This window comes from Natrinema sp. CBA1119 (assembly GCF_002572525.1).
Classification (GTDB): domain Archaea; phylum Halobacteriota; class Halobacteria; order Halobacteriales; family Natrialbaceae; genus Natrinema.
Map to the genome: position 1 here is coordinate 2117106 of NZ_PDBS01000001.1, position 26608 is coordinate 2143713.

Sequence of the window (26608 nt, forward strand, 5' to 3'; positions counted from 1 at the left end):
ACTCGGAACCGCAGGTACGACGCTGTCGGGTCCGCGAACGGACTCACGATATCGATGGGGAGATTTCTTCGTTCAGAAATCGATCGACGTCGTCGATGCTATCCATCTCGATCGACGACTGCGCTCGCTGGAGGGAGACGATGAACCCGGATTTGGTGTGGAGGGTATCGGGCCAGAACAGCACCCAGGCGGTATCGAAGATCTGGACGACACCGTGGAGGTCCCCCGTCTTGATCGCCTGTTCTTTTCGGTCGAGACTCAACTGTTCGATGATGGCGTCGTCGACGATTTCCCGTACCTCCGCTTCGGTGTACTGCCCCCGAATATCCTCCCGCATACACGTCTCGAACTCCGACGGGTGATACCGGATCACGACGCGGAGATCGGAGCCGTATCGCTCCTCCAGTTCGTCCCAGACGGTCTGGCCCAGACTCATGGTCTCGTCTCGGAGTTCCTCTCTGATAAATTGTATCGACGCTTCAACCAATTATTGCGTCTTCTCTGCCACGGTCGCGCCGTCGCTGGGAGTCGATGGCCGAGTACGACTCGCTGCGCGCCGATTACGAGTCCCACTCGAATCGCTGCGGATCGCGCGCCGCCAGCGCCGTCCGGACGGCGGCGACGTTCTCGCGGACGTCGTGGACGCGAACGATGTCGGCCCCGCGGTCGGACGCCAGCGCCGTGGCAGCGACGGTCGCCTCGAGTCGCTCGTCGCGGTCGCGGCCGATCCGTGCGAACATGGACTTGTGGGAGTGGCCGAACAACACCGGACAGCCGAGCGCGTGGAACTCGTCGATCCGGTCGAGGAGTTCGAAGTTCTCGGCGGCGGACTTGCCGAAACCGATGCCGGGATCGACGATGATCTGCGATCGGTCGAGCCCCGCCTTCTCGGCCAGCAACACCCGCTCGGAGAGGTGATCGATCACGTCCGCGACCACGTCGTCGTACTCGATGTCGTGGTCGGGCACGACCGGCGCGTCGATGCTGTGCATCACGACGAGCCCCGCGTCGTGCTCGGCGGCGACGAAGCGCATCTCGGGATCCTCGAGCCCGGAGACGTCGTTGATGATGTCCGCACCGGCCTCGAGCGCCGCGTCGGCGACCGTGGCCCGTCGGGTATCGACCGAGATGTGCGCGTCGAGGTCGGCGATCCGCTCGATGACGGGGACGACCCGGTCTAGTTCCTCCTCGACCGAGACGGGATCCGCACCCGGCCGGGTGGACTCTCCGCCGATGTCGATCACGTCCGCGTCGGCGTCGATCATCGCTTCGGCTCGAGCGACGGCGTCCTCGAGGGCGTCGTACTCGCCGCCGTCGTGAAAGCTGTCGGGGGTGACGTTCAGGATACCCATCACGGCCGTTCGGTCGGCCCAGGGATACTCGCTCGCGTCGGTGTCCGAGCGGCCGGACCAACGGGACCGTCCTGCCGTCCGGCTTGGCGGCTGCGTCGATTCGTCACCGTCCCCGGTGTTGGCTGTCGCACTCTCGGCACCGATATCGGCGTCGGCCTCGAGCGCGAGAGTGTCCCGAAGTTCCCGCACGATGTCGGCCAGCCCGTGTGGCTGGGGGCGCTCCTCGAGCGCCTCGACGAGCGCCTCGAACTGAGCGAGCGTCCCCATCAGCACGGCGTTGACGGCCTCGTCGTCCCGCTCGAGCCCGGAGAGGGCACACTCTCCCCCGAGTCGGAGGAGTTCCTCCTTGAGAACGGTCGCCTGTCCGTCCCGCAGCGCCGTCCTGACGACCCGGTGGACGGCGTCACCGTCCAGTCGCTCGACCTCGCCCGGGGCGACGTTCGCCCCCTCGAGCGCGTCGCGGGCGTCGGCGAGGTTCCGGACGCGTTTGGGAACGTCGGTCCGGGTCCACTGAGAACGGGCCTCCGCGACCGCGAACAGCGAGCCGGTGACGAGCACGCAGTCGTCGGGCCCAGCGGCCTCGAGAGCGGTCGCGAGGGCGTCCTGAACCGCTGTCTCGGTTCTGACCGTTCGGGCACCGGCGTCGGCGAACACGTCCGCGAGGACCGCTCGGTCTTCGGCGCGATCGAGCATCGGTTCGGTCGCGACGACGGTGTCGAGCGTGGGCAGCGCGGCGGCCATCGCGCGGTGGTCCTTGTCGTGCATCGCACCGAAGACGACGTGGAGGTCGTCGTACTCGTACGTCTCGAGCGTTTTCGCAAGTCCCTCGCAGGCCCCCGGATTGTGCGCACCGTCCAGTACGACCAGCGGTCCGGTATCCATCACCTCGAACCGGCCCGGCCAGTGGGCGCTTCGCAGCCCGCGCTCGAGGTCGGCGTCGGAGACGTCGGTGACCTGGCGGGCGAGGGCGGCGGCGATGCCGGCGTTTTTGGCCTGGTGTTCGCCCAGCAGCGGGATTCGCGTCTCGAGGTCCCAGTCGCCGTCGTCGATCGAGACGGCGGCTTCCGTGTGGTTCGTCCGGCCGCCGTAGGCGACGCGGACATCCGGTCTGCAATCGTCGCCGTCGCTCGCGTCGCCCGACGGCTCCGTGCCGACGGTCACGACGTCGCCGGCGACGTCGCGAACCGCCTCGAGCGGGCTCCCGGTGACGCCCGTCACGAGCGGTGCGTTTTCGGGGACGACGTGGGCTTTGTCGCGGGCGATCTCCTCGACGGTATCGCCGAGGATCCCCGTGTGTTCTAGGGTCACGCTCGTGACCGCGCTCGCGACGGGATCGACGACGCTGGTGGCGTCGTACTTGCCGCCGATGCCGACCTCGAGGACGGCGATATCGATGTCTTCGCGGCCGAAGTGCCACAGCGCCATCGCGGTCATCGCCTCGAAGAAGGTGGGGGACTCGCCGTCGGCGGCTCGTTCGGTGGCGTACTCGTGAACCGCCTCGACGTACTCGCAGACGGCCGACTGTGGGATCTTTCGGCCGTCGACGCGAACACGCTCGCGGAGGTCCTCGAGGTGTGGCGAGGTGTAGAGGCCGACGGAGTGGCCTGCCTCCCGCAGGGCCCGCTCGAGCATTCGAGCCGTGCTCCCTTTCCCGTTGGAACCGGCGACCTGAACGAAATCGACGGTTTCGTGGGGGTTCTCGAGGTGGGCCAGCAGCCGGGCCGTCGACTCGGTGCCCGGCTTCGGGCGGAACCGCCGCAGATCGAAAAGGAAGTCCGCCGCCTCGTGATACTCCATATTGGAATCAGAGAGCCCGATCGTTTTAGAATATTCCGTTCCAGTAGCGGTCCGGTGGCCGCTTGGGACTTACGTCGACGGCCGTCGGTAGACCGATATGTTCGGGGGAAGACCGACCCCGGCCGAACGCGTCGTCTCGGATACGGACGGACGTGTCCCCGAACCGCCACTCGGCGGAGAGCAACAATGCCAGCAACTGACTTCGACACCGCACGGACGTACGACGAGCATCGATTCAGTACCGAACCCGTCTTCCGGAGCGACCGGATGAAGGTCGTCCTCGGTTACTTCGAACCGGGGCAGTTCATTCCGGTTCACGCCCCCGGCAGCGACGTGACGATCTGCGTCCGATCCGGCACCGGCGTCGTCCGCGAGGGCGAGACGGAACACGCGGTCGGTCCCGACGACGTAGTCGTCGTCGAGGCGAACGTCGACCGGGGCGTCCGAGCGGACGAGGACGGCCGACTCGAGGCGCTGCTCGTCACGAGTCCGCCGCCGACCGACGCCGAGCACGAGCCCGTCCGGGAGGGGCTCGAGCGCGGGGTCTTCGACCCGTAATTCGTCGAACGAAAATACGCGTCGCTATCGAAAGTCCGGGTGCGGCAGGGCTGTCTCCCGAGAGTTACCGACCGCTCGGTCGCGAGCTATCCGGACGCGACGAACGAGACTCACGCGCCCTGCAGCCCGTTTGGCGGGCGGACGAACAGCCCGTCGAACAGGGCGAGCGAGGCGACGGCGACGCCGCAGAGCAGGGTCGCCTCGAGGGGGAGATCGAGGATGCGCCCGGCGAGGCCGGCGACGCCGAACGCGGCCGGAATCAGGCCGAGCAGGAGATCGTATCGGTCGATCGTCGAGAAGCGATCGGCGAATCGAGCGATCCAATCGATTCCAGCGATGTCTCTCTGCGTCATCGATTCTCACCACCAAACGACAGTACGATACCCATTCACTAAAACGTACGGGAATCGAACAGCACAGAGCGAAGCTGCGTTACTCTACACCTATCTCGTGCGGTTTCGTCGGTGTGCGTCACTCGGCAGCCTGCTCCCTCGGAAGTCCCTCCTCGCCGGGGTCGCGGGTGATCTCGAGGAACGCGTCCTCGAGACTTCGGGCGTCGCCGGTCTCGGCGCGGGTCTTGAGCGTCTCGGGATCGCCCTCGGCGACGAGTTTCCCGTCGTGGAGGACGCCGATCTCGTCGGCGAGTTCGTCGACCACGGGAAGGATGTGCGTCGAGAGGAAAATCGTCATCTCTCGATCGGCGAGATCGGCGATCGTGTCCCGCATGGTCCGGGCCGCGCGCGGATCGAGTCCGCTGGTCGGTTCGTCGAGGAAGGCGACCTCGGGTTCGTGCAACACCGCCTGGATGACGCCGACCTTCTGGCGCATCCCCTTCGAGTAGTCCTCGATGCGCTTGTTCGCGTCCTCGAGCAGGTCGAAGCGCTCGAGTAGCGACTCGATGCGCTCGCTCGCCTCCGCGTCGGGCATATCGCGGAGGCCGGCGGCGTACTCGAGTTGTTCCCGACCGGTGAGTTCGTCGTAGACCGGGGGTCCTCGGGGAGGTAGCCGATGTGTGGGGTAACGGACTCGCGCTCTCCGATCGAGTGGCCGGCGACGCGGGCCGTCCCTGCTGTCGGTTTCGTCAGCGTCGTCAGTATCCGCATCGTGGTCGTCTTCCCCGCGCCGTTCGGACCGAGAAACCCGTAGACGGTTCCCCGCTCGACGTCCATCGTCAGGTCGGAGACGGCGGTCGTCTCGCCGTACCGTTTCGTCAGTCCGTCGGTTTCGATGGCGAGGGCGTCGACAGGGCTCATACGCGTCCTTTCGTCGGCGTATAATTAAAGGTATGTCATGTTCGATCGCCGTCGACGACCGCTGTGGCGGGCGCGAGAGCGTCCGACTCGATGGCCTCCGATGCGGGACAACGACTCGACCGAGCCGACCGACGGAATTGGATGACAGAAATCCAAAGGGTTTACTGGCAGCACGACGCGGATTCGACTATGCACGCTGCCATTTCGTCTTTCGACCGCTCGAGTCGAGGTGGGTCCTGATGGCTCACGCGTCCGCTACCGTCGCCGGAACCGAGCTCCGACGGACCGTCCGGGCGGTCGTCGGCAGTCGGACGAAACTGCTCATGGTAGCAGTGGTCGCGCTGGTCGTGCTCGGCCCGATGACGGCCGTCGGACTATTCTTGTTGCCGGAACTGGGCGAGCAGGCTGCCGCCGCATCCCTCACCGCGGACACCGCCGTAACGGTGACCGAGTACGTGACCGGCGGCGTTGCGGTCCTGTGGGTGTTCCTGGTGGTGATGTCGATCATGCGGACCGTGACGACCGTCGCCGACGTCGACGAACCGGCCTTTCTCCTGTTGTCGACGGCGGTCCGGAACACCGTCGTCGGCATCGTCGCCGCGGAAACCGCACTCTATGCGAGCGTTCTGCTACCCTTCGCGGTGCTTTTCGCCGCCGCGTTCGCGTCCGGCGCGGGGACGGTACTTCCGGTACTCGTCGCGCCGTTGCTGGTCGCCCTCCTCCTGGTCACCGCCATCCCCGTCGGATTCGTCGTCGGCATCTGGGTGCGCCATCTGATTACCGTCTACGAGCCGGTCGCTCGGTATCGAACGCTCCTCTTTGCCGCGTTCTGGGTCGTCTACTTCGGCGCGATCGCGACCGGCGGACTGAACACGGTTATGTGGTCGCTGTTCACGACGTTACAGACCAGCCCGCTCGGGTGGCCCGGCCACCTGCTGCTGGTCGGGGTCCCCGGTATCGATCCGTCGACGGTCGGCATCGCCGGTGCGGTCGCCGGATCTGCCGTCCTCGTCGGCGTCGCTTTCGTCGCCGGCGTCCCCTCCGCACAGCGCCACTGGTTTGCGGATCCGGCTCGCACCAACGACGAGGAGATCGATGAAGAGACGTCGTCCGACCGACTCGCCGGCCTCCTCCCGGGAACCGTCTCGCGACCGGTCCGCACGGTGGCGGTGACGGCGATTCGGCGGACGAAGCGAGCACCGATCCGATTGGCGTACGCCGGCTACCCGCTGCTCGGCGCACTCGGCTTCATCCAGCAGATCATCGAGAGCGGCACGGTCCCCTCGTTCATGGCCGTCATGTTCTGTCTGTACGTGGTCTGGGCGGCCGGCGTCCTGTTCACGCTCAACCCGCTTGGCGACCTCGGACCGGCCTTGCCCGCCGTCGTCACGTCGACGCTCACCGGCCGGCAGGCGATCCGCGGCCGCATGCTCGCCGGTGCGCTCGTCGCCGTTCCGCTCGCCCTCCTCGTGTCGCTCGCATTCGGAATCGTCAGCCCGCTCTCGCTCGAGCACACCGCCGCGCTGACCGCCGGTACCGTCGTCGGCGCGGTCGTCACGCCGGCGCTGGCCGCCGGGGTCGGCTCGGCGTTCCCCCGCTTTGGCAGCGTCAAACTCACCAACAAGCGCGAGGCGGTGATGCCGAGCAAGACGGCGTTCGTCGTCTACACGCTCGCGATCGCGCTACCCGCCGTCTCCGCCGTCGTGTTGTATCTCGAGGCCCCCGAACTGATCGCCGGCGTCGTCTCGTCGGTTTCCGCGTGGACGCCGCTTCCCGACGTTTCGATCTCCGCCCGCGCCATCACCGTCGGTTCCTGGATCGTCTTGATCGCGGGACTGCTCGCGCCGGTCGTCGCCTATCACTATGCAGTAGAGCGCTTCGACTGGTACGCGCTCGAGTGAGCACACTGTCTCGGATTGCGACCTGTTGGATCGATCTCTTTATTTGACGCTATGCTGCCCGAATTCGGATCGAAATCCCGTCCGGATCCGTGAGTTCGAGGCCGTCGGTTCGGTTGCCGACCGCGACATTGGCGTCGTTGAGACGGCGGCGAACGGTCGCGAGCGTCTCGTCGTCCGGGACGACGAACTCGAACCACGCGAGTCCGCGACCGCCCGCCGGTTGCGACCGGCCGTTCCACGCGTTCGTCCCGAGGTGGTGATGGTAGTCCCCGGCCGCGAGGAACAGCGCCGATTGCGCCTCCGTCTGTACGGTCAATCCCAGCGTCTCGACGTAGAACTCCCGCGTCGCGTCGATCGAGCACACTTCCAGGTGGACGTGTCCGACGGTCGTTCCGGCGGGAGCGTCCGCGCTTCCGTCCGACTGGGCGGCGACGTCCTCGAGATCGAGCGGGGCCGTTCCGATCCGTATCGTCCCGTCGCTCGCACGCGGCCACTCCGCTCGCGGCTGGTCGGTATAGATTTCGATGCCGTTGTCCTCTGGATCGGTGCAGTACAGCGCTTCGCTCACGTAGTGGTCGGACGCGCCGTCTAGCTGCCCGCGCTCGCGGATCCGCTCGAGTGCGGCACCGAGCGCGGTCCGCGTTGGGACCTTGAACGCGTTGTGGAAGAGTCCCGCCTGGTCGTGGTCCCTGGGCGATGCGCTCTCGTCTCGATCCAAGACGAGCAGCGGTGTTTCGCCGACGCCGAGCGTCGCCGTCGTCTCACGCCGCGTGAGAACCGAGAGGCCGACGACGTCTCGATAGAAATCGATCATCCCATCGAGATCAGTGACGAGCAACGCGGTACGGCCGATCCGAGCCGTATCCGGAAGGAGAGTGGATCCAGTCATAGTTACATGTTATTTTCGAGAGAGCGCTATATGTGTCTTTGCGGACGGCGAGATCACTACGTGACACCGGCGTTACCACGTCTTCGTCTCGCGTGAACGGACGACGGTTGTCCGATGGTGAAAATACTTATAGAAGAAACCGACGACTGATCGGCGAGATCACCGAACTCGAGCCGACCGTATACGGACTGCTGTCAGTCAGTTCCGGAGCAACCACAGGACGGTTCGCGGTTGCTCCGGAAAACCGGTACAACGGATCGTATTACTCCGCGTGGCCCCAGTCGGCCGCGCGCTTCGGGCGGTCGGACACCGATTCGACCTCGAGTTCCCCATCGAACTTGTCGAGCGCTTCGACGTACGCTTTCGCACTGGCTTCGGTCGACAGATACGGAATCTCCTCCTCGACGGCCATCTCGAGGGAGTCGCGGTCGCGGCTGACGACGAAGTCGACCTTGCTCTCGCGGATGGCCGCCGGTACGTCGTCGAACTCCGCGACGTTGAAGTGGTTCTCGAAGCCGTCGACGTCGAGGTCAACCACGGCGGTCCCCTCGCTGACGGCGTTGCCGGCGGCCTGCTGGGCCTTCCAGTAGGCCGTCCCGAACTCGCTGGCGGTCCCCATGACCTCGCCCGTGGACTTCATTTCCGGGCCGAGGCGTGGGTCCGAGCCCGGCAGGCGGTCGAAGGGCAGGACGACCTCCTTGATCGAGGTGTGATCGGGAACCTGTTCGTCGACCTCGAGACTCGCGAGGGTCTCGCCGGCCATGACCTTCGCGGCGAGTTTGGCGATCGGGACGCCAGTCGCCTTCGAGACGAACGGGACGGTACGCGAGGAGCGCGGATTCGCCTCGAGGACGTAGACCTCCCCGTCGCGAACCGCGAGCTGGACGTTCAGCAGGCCCTTGGTCTTCAGCGCCTCGGCGATGTCCTCGGTGACCTCGCGGACGCGCTCGAGCGTCTCCTCGTCGAGCGAGCGCGGCGGGATCATACACGCGGAGTCGCCCGAGTGGACGCCCGCGGTCTCGACGTGTTCCATGATGCCGCCGATGACGACGTTGCGACCGTCGGAGACCGCGTCCACGTCGAGTTCGATCGCGTCCTGGAGGAAGTCGTCGACCAGGATCGGTTTTTCGGGGCTGACGCGGACGGCCTCCTCGATGTAGGTCTCGAGTTCGTCATCGTTGTAGACGACGTCCATCGCGCGACCGCCCAGCACGTAGGAGGGACGGACGAGGACGGGGTAGCCGATGTCGTGGGCGAGTTCGAGCGCCTCCTCCTTCGAGAAGGCGGTGCCGCCATCGGGCTGGGCGATGCCCAGTTCGTCCATCAGGGCGTTGAAGCGGTCGCGGTCCTCTGCCAAGTCCATCGCCTCGACGGAGGTTCCCATGACCTCGCAGTCGAGGCCGCGGCGCTCGAGTTCGTCCTCGAGGGGTTCGCCGATGTTGACTGACGTCTGGCCGCCGAACTGGACCATCACGCCATCGGCACCGGTCGCCTCTGCGACGTCGGCGACCTCCTCGGCGGTGATCGGTTCGAAGAACAGCCCGTCGGAGGTGTCGTAGTCGGTCGAGACGGTCTCGGGGTTGTTGTTGACGACGTAGGCGTCGATGCCGAGTTCGCGCAGCGCGCGGACCGCGTGGACCGAACAGTAGTCGAACTCGACGCCCTGCCCGATGCGGATCGGGCCGCCGCCGACGACGATCACGCTCTCGATGTCGCGGTCGACCTCGAGCTCGCCCGCCGCGGCGTCGCCGAGCAGCGGACCGGACTCGAACTCGGACTTGCGCGCCGAGTAGTAGTACGGTGTCTCGGCTTCGAACTCACCCGCGCAGGTGTCGACCTGCTTGTAGGTGCGGCCGGGGACGTCCGTCTCGACGGTGTCGACCTCCGCGCCAGCGGCCGAGGCGATGGTTGCGTTGGTGTGGCCGGCGATCGCGGCCTCGGTGAAGTCGCCCTCCTGGGCGGCGAGCGTCGAGTCCGCGATGCGTTTGTAGCGCTCGGTATACCACTCGAAAATGCCCGTCAGCTCCTGAACCTCCTCGACGGTATATCCGCGCTCGAAGGCCTCGAACATCGCGTAGGGACGGTCCGGCGACGGGCGCTCGAGGTACTGCTCCTCGAGTTCCGCGTCGCTGAGTTCGGCCCAGTCGACGTCTGGTTCGTACTCGGAAGAGCGCAACGCCTTCAACAGGCTCTCCTCGAAGGTGCGGCCGATGGCCATCGCCTCGCCGGTCGATTTCATCGCCGTCGTCAGCTCGAAGTCGACGTCGTCGAACTTGTCGATGGGCCAGCGAGGGACCTTCGTTACCACGTAGTCGATCGCGGGTTCGAAAGCGGCGGTGGTCTCGCCCGTAATCTCGTTCGTGATTTCGTGAAGGCGCTTGCCCAGCGCGACCTTTGCGGTCACGCGGGCGATCGGATAGCCAGTCGCCTTGGAGGCGAGTGCGGAGGAGCGCGAGACGCGCGGGTTGACCTCCACCACTCTGTATTCGCCGCCGGGGGTGCCGTCGTCGCGCCAGGCGAACTGGATGTTACACCCACCCTGGATACCGAGTTCGCGGATGACGTCGAGCGCGGCGGTGCGCATCTCCTGGTGCCCCTTGTCGGGGACGATCTGGGAGGGCGTGACGACCGTCGACTCGCCCGTGTGGATCCCCATCGGGTCAATATTCTCCATGTTACAGATGATGATACACGAGTCGTCGGCGTCGCGCATCACTTCGTACTCGTACTCGACCCAGCCGGCGATCGACTCGGTGATGAGGACCTCGCTGTTCCGGGAGAGACGCAGTCCCTTGCGGACACGGCGGAGGAGTTCGTCCATCTCGCCGACGACGCCGGAGCCCGAGCCGCCGAGCGTGTAGGTCGTCCGGGCGATGACCGGCAGTCCGCCGACCTCGTCGACGGCGGCCTGGACGCGCTCTTTCAGGTCCGCTTCGGTCAGTTCCGTGACTTCCTCGCCCTCCTCGAGCGAAATCGTGGTCGAGGCGGGAACCGGCTGGCCGATCTTCTCCATGCGCTGGCGGAAGAGGTCGCGGTCCTCCGTCGCGTAGATCGTGTCGAGCGGCGTGCCCATAATCTCGACGTCGTACTTTTCGAGGACGCCCTCCTCTGCGAGTTCGGCGGTGACGTTCAGCCCGGTCTGGCCGCCCAGGCCGGCGATGACGCCGTCGGGTCGCTCCTTGCGGATGATCTCAGCGATGGCGTCGGTCGTGATCGGCTCGATGTAGACCTCGTCGGCCATCTCCGGATCCGTCATGATCGTCGCGGGATTCGAGTTGACGAGGACGACGCGGGCACCTTCCTCTCGAAGCGCCCGGCAGGCCTGTGCGCCGGAGTAGTCGAACTCGGCGGCCTGTCCGATCTGGATCGGGCCGCTCCCGATCAACAGGATCGTGCGTCCGTCCCCCGTCTCGCCGTCTGCGGCGGTGTCCGTACTCATTTGTCTTGTCGGAGTGGAGTTCGCACATCGTAATAAGCCCCACGATACAGTACGAATCTCGAAATGCCTTTTCGAAATTCGAACCCAGGCTGCCCTACTCGTCCCGAGACACATCGATTCCCCAGACCAGCGGCCGATTCTACCGACTGCGTGTGAACCTCTCTCGTCCTCAGCTGACGGCGAAAGTGATGCTCGAGGCCGCCCGCGTCCGTGATCGCGAACGATGACCCGGGCCCGCCGAGCGAGGGTCGATCCTCGAGTCGGGGTACAGTATCGCCGCGGCGGGAACCGAATTCGGGCTGGCGATACTCACCGAGGTCGTCGAGGCCCGCGGCTGGTTGATCGCAGTCGGGGCGGATGCGGCCGGCGGGCTTCGGCTGGCCGTTCGCTCGCGGAGTAACTAGAGGGGCTGGTCGTGCTCGCTCTCGAACTCGCGCTGTCGCCGGTACTGGTCGACGAACTCGCCCACGTCGAACTCGAGCATCTGGGACTCGAACTCGGTGATCGCGGCGTCGTCGTCGGCGTGACTGACGGCGTGTTCCATGAGTTCGACGATGAGTTCGACGACGACCTCGTGGAGCCGCCGCGCGTCGAAGTCGCTCAGCCACAACAGCGTGTAGCCGACGGCACCGTCGTCGCTCGCGTCGTGGACGGCCACTTTCTCGGGGAACTCCTCGAGGACGATCCCCAGCAGGTGTGGCGTCCCGAACGACTCGAACTCGTCGTCGGTGTCGATCGTCTCCTCGAGGACGGCTACGAGCGACTCGGGGACAAAGCGCGAGGGCGGATGGACGTCCGTCACGACGGCATGGGTATCGCCGCAGGGACAGCTGTACTCGCGCATGCCCAGATCGATCTCGTGGGGGTCGACGGTTTCCCCGCAGGGAAGCTCGAGCCCGTCGTCACCGGCACTCGGAACGGGGGCGTCTGCCATTGGGGCCGCTTCGTGTGGGTCGGGCATAAGGGCGACGACTCGGGCTATTGCTGGGGGGCGTTCGGTGCGAGACGGCAGGCAGTGGCGACTTGTTGATTAGCGTGTGATTTGCATCCATTGCTCGAGTCTCGATCCTGGCCCGTTCGGTCGCTCCGCTAGATATCTGTTCGAATGAGACATTCGAGGAAACGTGAAAGGAAAAGAGCGTCCTGCTATCGTGGCAACAGGGAACGGCCACACCCTCCCCAGCCGATTCGCTCGCGCCTTCCGGCGCTCACTCATCCCTCGCACGGGTTTGGACCGCGGTTCATTTGCATTCACCGCGGCACAGCGCGCGCCACCGCACGCCGGATGGCAAGTCTGGAGTGATACCCGGTTTCCCTGTCCTGAACAAGGGAAAAATATCGATTAGAGATCGGCCGCGTTGAACCGGTAGTAGCCGACGGCGAACGGCACGACGAACCATAGGAACAGGACGACGATACCGACTTCGGGGCTCGCGTAGAACGGCTCGGCGTCGGCGGCCGTCACTTCGACGCCAGCTCCCGTCTGCGCCGGATCCGCGCCGACCGACGCCGCGAGGTCGGGCAACAGCGCGACGATCGTCGAGAGATACGCCGAGGACGGCGAGAACTGCGAGACGAGGAACACCCAGTCCGGAATCGTCGACGGAAACGAGAATCCCTCGACGACGTAGAGTATCCCCATCGGAACCACGTCCCACAGCAGTTCGAAGACGAGGAAGAACCCGAGTGCCAGCGTCGTCGCACGCGACGTCGAGCCGGTCGTCGCCGAGATGCCGACGACGATCGACGCGTAGGCGGCGGCGAAGAACAGCGTGGCGAGGACGAATAGCACCAGCGCGACGACCTCGAGTTCGCCGAGCAACGCGGAGCCAAAGCCGAGGCCGACGACGAGCCCGACGCCGAGTCCGAACACGAGGACGGCCGCTCGACCGACGACCTTCCCGGCAAAGGCCTGGCCTCGAGTGGTCGGCAGGGAGAGCAGTAACTTGATGCTCCCGAGTTCGCGCTCGCCGGCGAGGGACTTGTAGCAGACGACGATCGCCGCCAGCGGGACGAACAGCCCGGTGATGCCGAGCGTAAAGAAGAGTAGCCCCCGAACGTGGCCCCGGCGGGTGAACCGAACATTTCGGGAACCTGGACGTACGCGTACGTCGAAGCGAGCGAGAACACCACGAAGACGGCCACGAGCGCCCACAGTGCCCGCGACTGGACGGCGTCGCGGAAGTCCTTCTTCGCGACGGTAAACCAGGTCACGCTTCTACCTCCTGGCTCTCGTTCGTGTAGCGGACGAACAGGTCCTCGAGCGACGATTCGACGACCGAGAAGTCTTGGACGGAGGCCACCTCGTCGATGGCGTGCAGGACGGCGAACTTCGAGACGCCGTCGACGGTCACCCGCAGGCGACCCTCGTCGATCGCCGCCGTTCCGACGCCCTCGAGCGTCCGGACGCGATCGAGAACTCCCTCGTCGAGGTCCGAGACGTAGACGTACAGCGTCTCCCCGGTTTCCGTCGAGTCACGGAGCCCGTCGATCGTGTCGACGGCGACGAGCCGGCCCTGATCGATGATCGCCACGCGATCGCAGACCGCCTCGACCTGTTCCATGATGTGGCTCGAGAAGAAGACGGTCGTCCCGCGCTCGTTCTCCTCGCGGATGATCTCGCGCATCTCGCGGGCCCCGTTCGGATCGAGGCCGGTCGAGGGCTCGTCGAGGACGAGCAGATCGGGATCGCCGACCAGCGCCATGGCCAGCACCAGCCGCTGGCGCATCCCCTTCGAGTAGCCGCCCGCTTTCCGGTCGGCCGCGTCGGCGACCCGAACCCGCTCGAGCAGCGCCTCGGGATCGTCGTCGACGCCCTTCATCTCGATGGCGAACTCGACGTGCTGACGGCCGGTGAGCCGATCGTAGACGTGATAGGCGTCCGGAAGCACACCGGTCCGATTTCGGACGGCCAGGCCCTCCGACTGGGCGTCGTGGCCGAGCACGGTCGCGGTCCCGCCGGTCGGCCGGATGAAATCCAGTAGAATGTCAATCGTCGTCGACTTGCCGGCGCCGTTCGGCCCCAGAAAGCCGAAAATCTCGCCCTCTTCGACGGTGAGGTCGAGACCATCGACGGCGACGACGTCGCCGAAGCGCTTCGTCAACCCCTCGAGTTCAATCGCCGCCATGCTTGATCCTCCGGGATATCGTCGTCTCGTACAGTGTCAGTAGGATGTGACGCATGCACAAGTAATCCCCGGCAGTTATGATAAGTATTGTCGTTTTCAATATATATTGGCAGTGGAACTACTCAAATATGTTTGAGTCAGCACCCCCTCACTAGCGATATCGAGATAATCAACCGTCAGCTGGTTCGAGACTAACTGTCTGTGAAATGTCTATTCCGGATCGAAGCGTCTCGTCGTCGAGCATGATTTCGAACGTCACCGCTCTCCGTCGCCGGAGTTCGTCGACGGAGTTCGTCGACGGACGGTCACCTTCGCTCGAGAAAACGGATCACGTCGGATCGATGGTTGAACCGCGGGAAGCGCTCGCTCGTGCGGACTCAGGGCCAGTCGTCGCGGACCTGCTCCGCGTCGTCCTCTTCGTCCTCGGCGTGGGTCGCCAGCACCCAGTCGGCCGCCTCGGCGGCGTCCTCGACGGCGAGATACTCCCAGCCGACTTCGTCTGCTAACTGCTCGTCCGCCTCGTCGGCACCGACGTAGACGTAGCGGTCGGTGTCGAACTGGTCTTTGACGCCCTCGAGGCTCTCCGCTTTCCCGCGGGGGCCGGAGAAGAAGTCCTGTCGGATGCGGTTCTTCCGCGTGAAGTTCGTCACGACGTAGGTTGGCTTCTCCGAGACGACGCCGATGTACTCGGTCCAGCCTCTTGCGTCTTCGAACACGCGCTCGGGCGAGGCGACCTCTTTGAGCGCCTCGAGTTCGAAGGCCAGGGTCATGTCGCTGTCGCCGTTCATGCGTGTCCGAACGCTGGCACGCGGGAAAACGACTTCGATACGTGTAGCGTCGCACTCGGTGGACCCGGCGCGATGCGGAGACTGTTCAGACGCGTTTGACGCGGTAGTAGTCCGTGAAGACGATGACCTCTCCCGGTTCGAGATCCGTCGCTGTGATCGGGACGGCCCGGTCGCCCGTGACAGCCCCATAAAACGCCGCCAGCGTCTCCGAGTCGAGTTGGTCGACGTGCCGAACGGTCGTGTTCCGTTCGACGGACTCGACGCGCTCGAGTGTCAGCGAACGAGATTGGAGTGTACTGGCAGCCATGTGCATTGGTACCGAATGACGAACGTGAACTTAACCGTTTCCCTCGCTCGCCGAGCGATCGATCACGAGTACTCGACGGTAGGTCCCACGAGAACGACGAGACCACTGGGAACAGCGATTGCGACGAATACGGGAGTACGACGAAAACGAGGCCTCGAGACGACGGGTTACTGTTCCTGTGTCGGCGCGAGGTCGTCGAGGTCGACGGATGGTTCCATGAGCACGTCGGCCTGATCGGCGACGACGCGCTGTTCGCGCATCAACTGTTTGAACTTGCTCTGGGGCGAGAGGTCGCCGATGAGGACGCCGCCGACGATCTTGCCGTCCTTGAACGCGACGCGTCGCCACTCGGTGTCGCTATAGCGTCGTTCGGCGTGTTCGTCGCCCAGCGTCGGGTGACCGAAGGAGAGGAACGGGAAGTCGAAGTGTGTGATGGAGTACGAGGAGACCCACTGAAACTCCTCGGACTCCTCGTCGGCGGCCATATTGATCGCCGCGACTCGCCCCTGTTCCTTGGCCGAGCCCCACGAGCCGTTCTGGGCCTGCTCGCCCAGCAAGACGTCGTAGAAGCGGGTGAGGTCGCCAGCCGCGTAGATATCGTCGACGGACGTCTGCATGTACTCGTCGACGACGATCCCGTTGTCCTCCTCGAGGTCGGCTCCGCGGAGGAACTCGGTGTTGAAGGTCAGCCCGATGGCGGCCCCAACGAAGTCGCACTCGTAGCGGTCACCGTTGGGATCGACGGCGGCAGTGACGTGACCGTCGTCGTCCGTCTCGAAGTGATCGACGCCGCTATCGAAGACGGGGTCGACGCCGACCCCGCGCATGCCCTCGTGCATGATTTCGGCCCCGTCGGCCGAGAGCGCGTACCGCCACCAGCGGTCGCCGCGCATCAGGAAGTCAGCATCGATTCCCTGCGCCCCGCAGACGGCCGCGAAGTCGATACCGAGCAGGCCGGCACCGACGATGACGCCCCTGTCTGCCCGTTCGGCGTGCTCGCGGATGGCGCGGGCGTCCTGAAACGTCCAGAAGTGATGGACGCCGTCGGCATCGCTGTTTTCGACGGGCAACTGCGTCGGCGTCCCGCCGGTCGCGACGAGCAGTTTGTCGTAGGGGATCTCGCCGCTGTCGTGCGTGTGAACGACGTTCGCGTCCGTGTCGACGCTCGTCACGTACGTGTTCAGCGAGAGTTCGATGTCGCGGTCCGCGTACCACTCCTCGTCGTGGATCGAGATGGGGGCTTCCGGGAGTTTGCCTTTCGCGTGTTCTTTGATAAGAATCCGATTATACAGCGGCTCCCCCTCATCGGTGATGACGGTAATCTTCGCGTCCGGGTCTTCCTCCCGGAGGGTCTCGGCGGCCGAACTACCCGAGATCCCGTCACCGATGATGACGTACTGAGTCATATCCCGAACGTTCGTAATGCGGGTTAAAGGGGGTTTCTATCTCGTCTATTTTGCCAGACCGGCCGGGAGTATCCAACGGACGTAAACTCTGTGGCGAATTCCACTACCAGAATAACTCCTCGGCCCCTATTCGGACACCATATTTGAAGAGCAAGGATTGCTGGTATCTCTGACGAACAACTCCCTCTCACGGAGCGACCGAATCGGGAAACGCGGGCGACCTCGAGCGGCGACGCTCCGCCGGACGGTCGTCTCGAACAGTGTCGTCCGAACCGTTCTTTACCATCCCGTCCGAACGCGACAGCATGAAACTCCGCCAGAACGCGAAACACTTCGCCTATCGGAAATCCCTCGAGACGCCGGGGATTCGCTCGGTCGCCAACGCGGGGCTGGTCAAACTCCACACCAAGATCTTCACCGGGAAAGCGGATCCCGACCGCGCCGAGGAGCGGCGGGCTCACCTCGAGGGGCTCTTCGACGCGACGATGGACGCCTACCTGCGGGCGCTCCAGGAGGGCTACTCCGAGGCCGAGGCCCGCGAGATCACGCACATTCAGGCCAACTTCGACTTTTACAATCACGGCTGGACGGAGATGATGGAGTTCCCCGCGGACGAACTCGAGGCCCACTACGACCGCTACCGCGAGTTCTTCGACCGGTGGGACGTGACGATCGACGAGCCGCTGGGCCAGTTCGCCCCGCCCGAGGGCATTCCCGAAGCACCCGCGACGCCCGAGCGCCTCGAAGATCCCGAGCACCCCCACGCCGAGAGCGGTTTCGCCGACGATGTCTACGTCGAGACGGACGACGGTGAACTCGTCGTGGGCGGGCAGGACGAGCCCAACGATGTCGATGTTTCAGAGGTCGCCAAGACGGACGAGTAAATCGTTTTAGTGGCTACTATAGGGGGTCATTCTGTTCGAGAACGAAAATAAGAGATAGAGCCACTCACAACGTGCCTCCCATTGGCACATGGATCGATTACTCTGCTGAGTATGACGGTAATGAAATAGTAACAATGAATGAAACTGTACCGTTTCATCGCCAATGCAGCGACGAACGTATCTCGCGGCGGCCGCGTCGCTTCCACTGGCGGGGTGCACGCAGTTAGAGACGATCTCGAGCGACCGAGAGAGGCGGGCGGGGAACGGTTCGACGACGGACGAGGCCGACAGTGCGGACGACGGCTCGAGCGACGGGTCGAAGTCGGCCGAAACCGTCGACGACTTCGAGGACCTGGGCGCGTGGGAGGCCGTCGGCGGGACCCTCTCGCCGGCTTCCGACCGGGCCGTCGTCGGCTCCCAGAGCGGGCGCTTCGACGTTCCGGCGGCCGAGGCGAGTTCCAGGCTCACCCGTGAGTTCTCGTCGCCGTTCGACTGGTCGGCCGCCGCGCCCGGCGTCGCCGTCGCGTCGTCGGGCCTCGTCGTGCCAGTGCTGCGGCTGGTCGACATCGACGGAAACTGGGCCGACTTCCGGCGCGGGATCAAAGGAGGGCTCCCGCTCGAGCGGTACAACTTCGGCGTCAAGGAGGTTTCCGACGGGTTCGATCCGGGCGCGGTCGAGACGGTTCACCTGCTCGTCTGGACGGGAGAGGGTGCGACGGAAACGGTCTGGTTCGACGATCTCCACGTCGTCCCGCGGCCGGAGCGGGGGAAGGTGATGATTCAGTTCGACGACGCCCACGTTACCGACTACACGGAAGCGCTCCCGATCCTCGAGCAGTACGGTTACCCCGCGGTCTCGTTCGTCACGACCGGCTACGTCGACGACGGTGAAGTCGGCGGGGCCCCTCGACTCTCGACCGCCCAGGTTTCCGAACTCCACGACGCCGGCTGGTGTATCGCCAACCACACCACCAGTCACGAGGACCTGCCCGAGCTCAGCGCCGACGAGCAGGCCGCCGAGATCCGCGGCGGACAGCGGTGGCTGCGCGAGCGCGGTCTCGACGAGGGTGCCGATTACTTCGCCTACCCGTTCGGCGCGTACGACGCGACGACGCTCGAGATCGTCGACGAGCACCACGACCTCGCCTTCGGCGGCGGTCCGCCGGCCCAGGGATTCGTCTCGAACGCCCGACTCGCGCCGCGGATCGGCGAACCGAGCGCCGAGGAAGCGGGGACCGCGATCGAACGCACGGCGTCGACGCCGGGGATCACCTCGCTGTTTTTCCATCGGCTCGAGGGCGAGTCGCTTGCCGACTTCGAGGCGACGATCGAGACGATCCACGAGTACGAGTCCGCCGGCGAGATCGACGTGATCCTGCCGGCGGATCTCGAACGGGAGTTCATCGTCTAGGGTCCCTGCGGACGGCTGACTGCCGCCGGTTCCCACGGCGCTACGTGTGCGAGTACGCCGGTTCGAGCAGCGATTGATGGCGCTGAACGCGAACGATCGGTCGATCGCGGCAATTACGATGGCGGGCCACGCCCTCGGCGGGTTCGTCCTCGGCGGGTTCTATCGGACAGCGTTTTTCGTAATGATCGCCGCGTTCGCGGGTGTCGGCGGCCTGTTCGCCGGTGCGCTGCTGGTCGGTAGCGGTCTGTTCGTAGCGACCGATAACGCCCACGAGGCAAACACAAACGATTGACGACGAGTGAGATCGCTCCCACTGTCGCTGTGATTCTCGAGAAACGAGATTTAACGGAGAGACGAGTCGCTATAGCCAGTGTGGCGTCTGGTACTCCGCGGTCTGGTGGTTCTCGGGCCAGATAACCTCCTGCACCCCTTCGCCCTCGTCGTTTTCCTGCCACTGCATATAGATGGCACCGTCGTCGGTTGGCTCGAGGTCGTGGGCGTACTGGTGATCCTTGTCGTAGAATTGGATCGTCCCCGTTGCGCCGCCGAAGCTGGCGTCTTCGAGCGCTCCGATCAGCGTCTCGGTATCCAACGTTCCAGCCTGTTCGATGACGTGCTTGTAGAGCTTGACCGCTTCGTACGTCGTGTACCCGGTGTAGACGGGAGTCGCGTCGTACGTGTCCCGATACCGACTCACGAACTGCTGTGTCAGGGGGCCGGCCTCGCTATTTGCGGTCGCACTGATCTGTGCGACACCGTAGCGACAGAGACCGTCGGTCTGCTCGTAGTAGGTGGGCAACTGCATCGGAACGTGAATGCCGCCGAACGCGAACGGTCGCGGCTCGGGCGGCACCTCCGGACGGTTCGGATACGCCCAGTCGAGTAGGGCGTCCGTCCCCGTGTGTGCGGTTCCGATAAACGCCGCGTCCGCGCCAGCCGCTTCGGCCTCGTCGTAGAGCGACGAGAAGTCGTCAGACGCCGGCGGATAGCGCCGTTTCATCGTAACCTCGACGCCGACGCCGCCGAGTCGGTCCTGCAGGATCTCCCAGGGACCCTGCGACCACGGGTAATCTTCGACCAGCACAGCGATGGAATTCCAGCCGATGTTTGCGGCGTTGTCGTCCAGAAAGTTGACGAGGTCTTTGCCGAGGTCGTACGAGTTGGTCGGGCCGACGCGGAAATGGTACTTGTACCGGTCGTAGTTTTCGTTGACCTTCTGACTGACCGCAGGGGTCGACGCTCCACTCGTCAGGTGGATCGTCTGCTGTTCGGCGATATCCTCGATGACCGTCTCGAGGGACGGACTATCGAAGACACCGACAGTGAAATCTGCTTCGTCCTCAAGAATGAGCCGCTGATACTGGCGGCGCGCCTCGAGCGGACTCGAGTTCGTGTCGCCGACGGCCAGTTCGACATCGCGGCCGAGCAGTCCTCCGTCATCGTTGATTTCGTTAACTGCGACCTGCGCGCCGCGGGCCATTCCTCGACCGATGTAATTACTATCCGGATTCGGTGCCAGCGTTCCGATCGTGATGGGGTCCTCACTGCCGCTCCCACCGGTGATCGATCCTACCGTCCCGAGGCACCCTGCAAACGATAGCGTCGTTGCGCCGGCAGCCGTCGTTTTGAGCACCCGTCTGCGGTCGAGACCGCCGCGTCGGGTAGTGGGTGGCCCCGCCGACCCACCGTTGCGGGTAAAGTCGTCCATGTTGACCAGTCGTTTCGACCTCTGTTTCTTAACAATTTCGAAGACTATCAGTTACTATTTACAATACTACTTACCCTTCCTGTCGAACGGTGAGTTCCTTTCGGAGGAAAATACCCGAACCAACGGCCTATGCGGAACACGTTGAATATACTGCCAGTAATTTACAGAATTCATGAGATCATTACGGAAATGAAGTGGTGAGGGAACGTTTGCCCGCCTCGAACCAATTATCACCTCCGATAACCGCGGATCACAATTTATGTACTGACGAACTCACGCCTGTCCTATCCATGGATTTCGCTCGACGGCTGGTGCCGAAAGCTATCCGACGCAGGTACGCGGTCAAGTTCGGGATCGCGTTGCTCATTCTCGGGCTGTCGGTCGGCCTGATCGGATACGGTGCGACCGCAGGGATCACGAACCAGGTGGAAGATCGTGTCCAGACTGATCACGCGGCATCCGCCAGTCAGGAGGCCCAGAGCCTGCAGATGTGGAACGAACAGAACGAACATACGATCGAAACGATCACCAGATCGGATGTCGTCGCCAGCGACGATCCGGCGGCGATCGAAAATCGATTCCTCGACTGGAAGGAACACCTCGATACCGACACGTTCGAGATTTCCTACGTCGATACCGCCAACGACACGGTGCTCGCGTCGACCAGCGATTCGGTGAACGCGAGTACCGACGGAAGCGGCGACACGTCAGTGAGTCAGTTCGAAAACGTTCCCACCGAGGCCTACGGGAGCGCGACGGAAAGCGTTCCGTGGGTCTCGGACACCTACACTGCCGCCGGAGAATTCGGCAAGACGACCGCCGTCATCACCTACGTGCAACACTCCGCTGAACGCGAGAACCGCTCGGTCGTCTACACGGCCAACATCGAGGCGTACGCGAACCAGTTGCAACAGGACGAGGGCGTCACGACGATGGTCGTCGATAGCGACGACGAGGTTATGCTCGACAATCAGGGGTACGGTGAAAACCACGAAACGCTCGGACTCGCGTACGGCGGCGACAGCGCCGTTCTAAGCGACGCGCGAACCGAGGGCGCATCTACGCGACAGGTCTCGGGCACCGACTTCGACTTCGGCTCGCTCGAGACTACTGCCTACGACTTCGACGAGAACGAGTATGTCACCAGTTCCGCGCGCGTGCTCGGGACGGACTGGGTCGTCGTGACCCACGAACCGTCCAGCCAGGCGCTCGGGTACGTCACCTCGATCAACCAGTACGGTCTCTCTGCGACGGTCCTCGGCGTCCTCCTGATCGGCATGGTCGGTGCGGTCCTCGGTCGGAACACCGCCGTCTCGATCGACCGACTCACCGACAAGGCCGGTCAGATGGAAGAGGGTAATCTCGATGTCGACCTCGAGACCAAGCGGATCGACAACATCGGCCGGCTCTACGACGGCTTCGACTCGATGCGCGTCGCGTTGCGCGAGCAGATTGAAGAAGCCGAAGCCGCCCGCGAGGAGGCCGAACGCGAACGCGAGCGCGTCCAGGAGATCAACGGTCACCTCGAGGAGAAGGCCGCCGAATACAGCGACGTGATGGAAGCAGCCGCAGACGGCGACCTGACCGCCCGGATGGAGGCCGACGGCGAGAACGAGGCGATGGCCGAGATCGCCGCGGACTTCAACGAGATGCTCGAGGAGATCGAGCAGACCGTCGCCGAGCTCAACCGGTTCGCGACCGACGTCGCGACCGCCTCCGAGCAGGTGACCGCCTCGAGCGAGGAAGTTCGCTCCGCGTCCCAACAGGTCACCGGCTCGATTCAGGAAATTTCGGACGGTGCGGATCGTCAGAACGAGTCGTTACAGTCGGTCAACCAGGAGATGAGCGGGCTCTCGACGACGACCGAGGAGATCGCCGCCTCCTCGAACGAAGTGGCCGACATCGCCGAACGGACCGTCGACACCGGCCGAGACGGACAGGAAGCCGCACAGGCGGCGATCACCGCGATGGACGAGATCGAGGGCGAAGCCGGCAGCGCCGTCGCTGAAATCCGCCGACTCGAGGAGGAAGTCCAGCAGATCGACGAACTCATCAACACGATTTCGGAGATCGCACGCCAGACCAACATGCTGGCGCTGAACGCCAACATCGAGGCCTCCCGATCCGCGGGCGGCAGCGACGACGAAGGGTTCTCCGTCGTCGCAAAGGAGGTCAAGGCGCTCTCCGAGGACGTCGCCGAGGCGGCCGACGAGGCAGAAGATCGGCTCGAGGCGATTCGAGAGCGAACCGAGCAGTCCGCCGTTGAGGTCGAAGGCACGAGCGACGACATCGAGGACGCAAGTGAACAGGTCGAGGAGGCCGTTCACGCGCTCGAGGAGATCGCAGACCTCGCACAGCAGACCAACGTGGGGGTCCAGGAGATTTCCGCGGCGACCGAAGAGCAGGCCGCCTCGACCCAGGAGGTCGTCGCGATGGTCGACGACGCCGCGACGATCTCGGAGGAGACTACCTCTGAAGCCGAAAACGTCGCCGCCGCCGCCGAAGAGCAGACCACCGCACTGACCGAGGTCACGCAGTCCGCTTCGAACCTCTCCCAGCAGGCCGCACAGCTCTCCGAAGCGCTCGACCGATTCGACACCGGGGTCGACCGCGACGACGTGGACCTCGAGTCGATGGTCGAGACCGACGCGGAGCTGGCGGCGACCGACTCGACGTTCGAGGTCGACAGCGAAGCGACCGACGAACCGGACGACGACAACCGAGGGATCACGTTCGATACGGCCGACGATCCGAGCGACCCCGACCCCGACTCGGACGACCTCCTCACGTTCGACGACGGCGCGGACGAGACGCTCGAGTCCGAGCCGACCGATTCAGACGCCGATCCGACCGATTCGGCCGCCGAGCCAACCGATGGAGACCAGTTGGCCACGGACGCACTCGAGAGCGATCCGGACGACGACCCGGTCGAGCCAGCGGGTACCGAGCCTGAGCAGGCGGCCGACGACGAGTCAGCCGCGGACGGGCAACGCGACGGCGATGCCGGCGAGATCGGTGCGGAAGAGATCCTCGGGATCGGAGAGCGTGACGACGGTGCGACCGACATCGCCGCGTCGGACGCGACCGATGGCTCGCCCGATTCGCCCGATCCGCTCGCGGAGGAGACGGCGGATCCACTTGCAGATGCCACGGAGACGGCCGATCCGCTCGCAGAGGAGACGGAGGCCCCAGATCCCCTTGCGGCCGATAGTGACGCGAGTACGCCACTCGAGGACGAGCGCGACACGACGGCAGAGTCCGGAGATGACGATGTCGACGCGAGCGCCGGATTCGAACCGGCGGGCGACTCGGCTACCGACCTCGAGCAGGGATCGACCGCCGGGGACGACGGTGACACCGAACCAGACGAATCGACGACTGCCGACGGATCGCCGGCCGACGACGACGCGGCCGAGACCGCGGACGACGATGACGAGTCGACCGAAAGCGACGACGTGTTCACGTTCGGCACGGCGAGCGACGAAGACGACGAGTAATCGGCGTCGGTCTCGTTCGCTACCTTTTTGACTGCCGTCTCGGAAGGAATCGGCATGCTTACCGTGCGGGCACCAGCGACGAGTGCGAACCTCGGGAGTGGCTTCGACGTCTTCGGCCTCGCTCTCGGAACGCCCGCCGACATCGTTCGGGTCGAACGCGCCCCGGAGACGACGATTACGGTTACCGGAGCCGGCAGCAAGTACATCCCTGAAGATCCGGCCAAGAACACCGTCGGTGCGGTCGCCGAGGCCCTGGACGCTCCGGCCCGCATTCGGATCGACAAAGGTGTCCGCCCCTCCTCGGGGTTAGGCTCGTCGGCCGCGAGCGCGGCTGCCGCCGCCGTCGCGCTCAACGCCCTCTACGACCGCGGTCGCACCCGCGAGGACCTCGTCAGCGTCGCCGCCAAGGGCGAAGCCGTCGTCTCCGGCGAGGCGCACGCGGACAACGTCGCGCCCTCTCTCCTCGGCGGCTTCACCGTCGTCACCGACGACGGCGTCACGCAGGTCGACGCGTCCGTCCCCGTCGTCGCCTGTCTCCCCGAAATATCCGTCTCGACGCGAGACGCGCGCGGCGTCGTCCCCGAGTCGGCAACCATGGACGAGGTCGTCACCACGGTCGGCAATGCGGCGACGCTGACCGTCGGCATGACGCGAGACGACCCCGAACTCGTCGGCCGAGGGATGAACGACGATATCGTCACGCCCGAACGGACCAAGCTCATCACGGGCTATGAGGCCGTTCGCGAGGCCGCCCTCGAGGCGGGCGCGACCGGCGTGACGGTCAGCGGTGCCGGCCCCGGGATTCTGGCGGTCTGTCACCGCCGGGATCAGCGGGCGATCGCGTCGGCGATGGTCGACGCCTTCGACGCGGCCGGCGTCGAGAGTCGGGCCTATCAGACCGCGATCAGCGAGGGGGCGACGCTGTACCGGGACGACTCGTAGATGGGTGCTCGAGCCGACGCCATGCTGACGCTCGTCGTTCTTTTCGTGACTGCCGTCGCACACCTACTGGTCGACGCGGTGTTTTCGGTACCGTTCCTCGTAGCCGGGGCCATTGCCACGCTCGCGTTCGAGGGAATCGCCGCTCGAGATCCCGACGCCGTCCGCCGATACTGGGAGCGTCCCGTCGTTCAGGGCGTGACGCTCGTCGTCGCGCTCGCAGGAGTTGTTGTGGGTGCTCGAGTCGCCCCGTCGATCGTCCTCTCGTTTCCGGTCGGTTCGCTGGTGACGTACCTCGTTTTTCTGGCGGTGACGAACCCCGCGTATAGAGCGTAGACGGTTCCGATAGTCGCGACCACACCGTAAAATAGAGCGTCAGTCGTAGAGACGACCGTTATCCACTACTCGACTCTCATTGTGCTCGTTAGACGCCCCGGCCCTGCATTTTCTCTTCCTCGGGGAGATCGACGTTCGCATCCCCTTTCATCCCCTTGCCGAGGTGCTTCGAGATCTCGGCGAGCGTCTCGGGCTCGTCCCAGTTGTTCGTCGCCTGAACGATCGCGTCTGCCATCTCGGGCGGGTTCTCCGCGCCGAAGATGCCGCTGCCCACGAAGATACCGTCGCACTCGTGGTGCATCATGAGCGCCGCGTCCGCGGGGGTCGCGATCCCGCCAGCCGCGAAGTTGACGACCGGAAGTCGCCCCATCTCGGCGGTCTCGTGGACCAGCTCCGCCGGCGCTTCGATCTCGCGGGCGAACGCTTCCCGTTCCTCGTGGCTCATGCCCTCGAGTTTGCGGATCGCGCCCTTGATCGTCCGCTGGTGGTGGACGGCCTGATTGACGTCGCCGGTGCCGGCCTCGCCTTTCGTTCGGATCATCGCCGCGCCCTCGTCGATCCGGCGCAGTGCCTCGCCGAGGTCGCGCGCGCCGCAGACGAACGGCGCGGTAAAGTCGCGCTTGTCGATGTGGTAGGCGTCGTCCGCCGGGGTGAGCACCTCGCTCTCGTCGATCATGTCCACGCCGACGGTCTCGAGGATCTGGGCCTCCTTCGTGTGGCCGATACGGGCCTTCCCCATGACGGGAATCGAGACCGAGTTGACGATCTCCTCGACGTCACCGGGATCCGCCATCCGCGCGACGCCGCCGCGCTTGCGGATATCCGCGGGGACTGCTTCCAGGGCCATCACCGCGACGGCGCCGGCCTCCTCGGCGATGCGGGCCTGTTCGGGGTCGACGACGTCCATGATGACGCCACCCTTTTGCATCCGGGCGAAGCCGCGCTTGACGAGATCGGTGCCGCGTCTAAGTTCCTCGAGATCGGTTTCCTCGGCCATACTACCCGCTTCGGAGTC

At 64.9% G+C, this 26608-nt stretch carries 21 protein-coding genes and 1 pseudogene; 8 read left to right on the plus strand and 14 right to left on the minus strand.

The features are described 5' to 3' along the window. Window positions 1-43 precede the first annotated feature (43 nt). Entirely contained in the window at window positions 44-436 is a 393-nt protein-coding gene (locus CP556_RS10375; protein ID WP_098725550.1) for a DUF7522 family protein, read from the minus strand. 124 nt (window positions 437-560) lie between these two features. After that, window positions 561-3149: a dihydropteroate synthase gene (gene folP / locus CP556_RS10380; RefSeq protein ID WP_098725551.1), complete on the minus strand. Its 2589-nt coding sequence runs from the start codon at window positions 3147-3149 to the stop codon at window positions 561-563. Window positions 3150-3335: 186 nt separating this feature from the next. Between folP and CP556_RS10385 the strand changes: the two genes are divergently transcribed. Then, window positions 3336-3707, plus strand: a complete 372-nt coding sequence (locus CP556_RS10385) for a cupin domain-containing protein (RefSeq protein ID WP_098725552.1) — start codon at window positions 3336-3338, stop codon at window positions 3705-3707. A gap of 110 nt (window positions 3708-3817) precedes the next feature. Here the strand turns inward: CP556_RS10385 and CP556_RS10390 are convergent, their stop codons facing one another. Together CP556_RS10390 and CP556_RS10395 are read right to left on the minus strand one after the other, a co-directional pair. Further along, window positions 3818-4060 (minus strand): DUF8015 family protein, encoded by a 243-nt coding sequence (locus CP556_RS10390; protein ID WP_098725553.1) that lies wholly within the window; start codon window positions 4058-4060, stop codon window positions 3818-3820. Window positions 4061-4178: 118 nt separating this feature from the next. Next, window positions 4179-5108, minus strand: a complete 930-nt coding sequence (locus CP556_RS10395; protein ID WP_343124886.1) for an ABC transporter ATP-binding protein — start codon at window positions 5106-5108, stop codon at window positions 4179-4181. A gap of 91 nt (window positions 5109-5199) precedes the next feature. Here CP556_RS10395 and CP556_RS10400 point away from each other — a divergent pair, with 91 nt between their 5' ends. Beyond that, a complete protein-coding gene (locus tag CP556_RS10400; RefSeq protein WP_098725554.1) occupies window positions 5200-6861 on the plus strand; it encodes a hypothetical protein in 1662 nt (553 codons plus the stop codon). 49 nt (window positions 6862-6910) lie between these two features. Here CP556_RS10400 and CP556_RS10405 read toward each other — a convergent pair whose 3' ends face one another. The 8 genes and pseudogenes from CP556_RS10405 to CP556_RS10440 form a co-directional block, all read right to left on the minus strand. Next, window positions 6911-7750: a VOC family protein gene (locus tag CP556_RS10405; RefSeq protein ID WP_098725555.1), complete on the minus strand. Its 840-nt coding sequence runs from the start codon at window positions 7748-7750 to the stop codon at window positions 6911-6913. A 262-nt stretch (window positions 7751-8012) separates the two neighbouring features. Then, window positions 8013-11189, minus strand: coding sequence for a carbamoyl-phosphate synthase large subunit (carB, locus tag CP556_RS10410; RefSeq protein ID WP_098725556.1), 3177 nt, complete (start codon window positions 11187-11189; stop codon window positions 8013-8015). A 400-nt stretch (window positions 11190-11589) separates the two neighbouring features. Beyond that, window positions 11590-12123: a DUF5815 family protein gene (locus CP556_RS10415; protein WP_098725557.1), complete on the minus strand. Its 534-nt coding sequence runs from the start codon at window positions 12121-12123 to the stop codon at window positions 11590-11592. Window positions 12124-12531: 408 nt separating this feature from the next. Beyond that, window positions 12532-13403, minus strand: a pseudogene (locus tag CP556_RS10420) (ABC transporter permease subunit). After that, complete coding sequence (locus CP556_RS10425; RefSeq protein ID WP_098725558.1) at window positions 13400-14317, minus strand: ABC transporter ATP-binding protein; 918 nt, start codon at window positions 14315-14317, stop codon at window positions 13400-13402. Before CP556_RS10425 ends, CP556_RS10420 begins: the two are co-directional and overlap by 4 nt. Before the next feature lie 377 nt (window positions 14318-14694). After that, on the minus strand, window positions 14695-15105 hold the full coding sequence (locus CP556_RS10430) for a DUF7124 domain-containing protein (protein ID WP_098725559.1): 411 nt from the start codon (window positions 15103-15105) through the stop codon (window positions 14695-14697). Window positions 15106-15190: 85 nt separating this feature from the next. Then, window positions 15191-15418, minus strand: a complete 228-nt coding sequence (locus tag CP556_RS10435) for a DUF7979 domain-containing protein (protein ID WP_098725560.1) — start codon at window positions 15416-15418, stop codon at window positions 15191-15193. Window positions 15419-15579: 161 nt separating this feature from the next. Continuing rightward, window positions 15580-16818: an NAD(P)/FAD-dependent oxidoreductase gene (locus CP556_RS10440; protein WP_098725561.1), complete on the minus strand. Its 1239-nt coding sequence runs from the start codon at window positions 16816-16818 to the stop codon at window positions 15580-15582. Window positions 16819-17123: 305 nt separating this feature from the next. Between CP556_RS10440 and CP556_RS10445 the strand changes: the two genes are divergently transcribed. The 3 genes from CP556_RS10445 (at window position 17124) to CP556_RS10455 (ending at window position 19405) form a co-directional block, all read left to right on the plus strand. Beyond that, window positions 17124-17702 (plus strand): DUF6149 family protein, encoded by a 579-nt coding sequence (locus tag CP556_RS10445; protein WP_098727362.1) that lies wholly within the window; start codon window positions 17124-17126, stop codon window positions 17700-17702. 163 nt (window positions 17703-17865) lie between these two features. Beyond that, the gene (locus tag CP556_RS10450; RefSeq protein ID WP_098725562.1) at window positions 17866-19113 is read left to right on the plus strand and encodes a polysaccharide deacetylase family protein; all 1248 of its coding nucleotides are present in this window, start codon (window positions 17866-17868) and stop codon (window positions 19111-19113) included. A 76-nt stretch (window positions 19114-19189) separates the two neighbouring features. Continuing rightward, a complete protein-coding gene (locus tag CP556_RS10455) occupies window positions 19190-19405 on the plus strand; it encodes a hypothetical protein (protein ID WP_255291443.1) in 216 nt (71 codons plus the stop codon). Between the two features lie 69 nt (window positions 19406-19474). On the opposite strand, the gene CP556_RS10460 is transcribed toward CP556_RS10455, so the two are convergent. After that, window positions 19475-20821, minus strand: a complete 1347-nt coding sequence (locus CP556_RS10460; protein WP_098725563.1) for an ABC transporter substrate-binding protein — start codon at window positions 20819-20821, stop codon at window positions 19475-19477. 290 nt (window positions 20822-21111) lie between these two features. On the opposite strand from CP556_RS10460, the gene CP556_RS10465 reads away from it, so the two are divergent. Genes CP556_RS10465 through CP556_RS10475 form a run of 3 tightly spaced genes read left to right on the plus strand, consistent with a single transcriptional unit; the run spans window position 21112 to window position 25593 of the window. Beyond that, entirely contained in the window at window positions 21112-24318 is a 3207-nt protein-coding gene (locus tag CP556_RS10465) for a methyl-accepting chemotaxis protein (protein WP_098725564.1), read from the plus strand. Between the two features lie 54 nt (window positions 24319-24372). Beyond that, window positions 24373-25260 carry a homoserine kinase gene (locus CP556_RS10470; protein ID WP_098725565.1) on the plus strand — a complete coding sequence of 296 codons (888 nt, stop codon included), beginning with the start codon at window positions 24373-24375 and terminating at the stop codon, window positions 25258-25260. Beyond that, window positions 25261-25593, plus strand: coding sequence for a hypothetical protein (locus CP556_RS10475; protein ID WP_098725566.1), 333 nt, complete (start codon window positions 25261-25263; stop codon window positions 25591-25593). Between the two features lie 88 nt (window positions 25594-25681). Here CP556_RS10475 and pdxS read toward each other — a convergent pair whose 3' ends face one another. Next, window positions 25682-26590, minus strand: a complete 909-nt coding sequence (gene pdxS / locus CP556_RS10480) for a pyridoxal 5'-phosphate synthase lyase subunit PdxS (protein ID WP_098725567.1) — start codon at window positions 26588-26590, stop codon at window positions 25682-25684. Window positions 26591-26608: the final 18 nt, after the last annotated feature.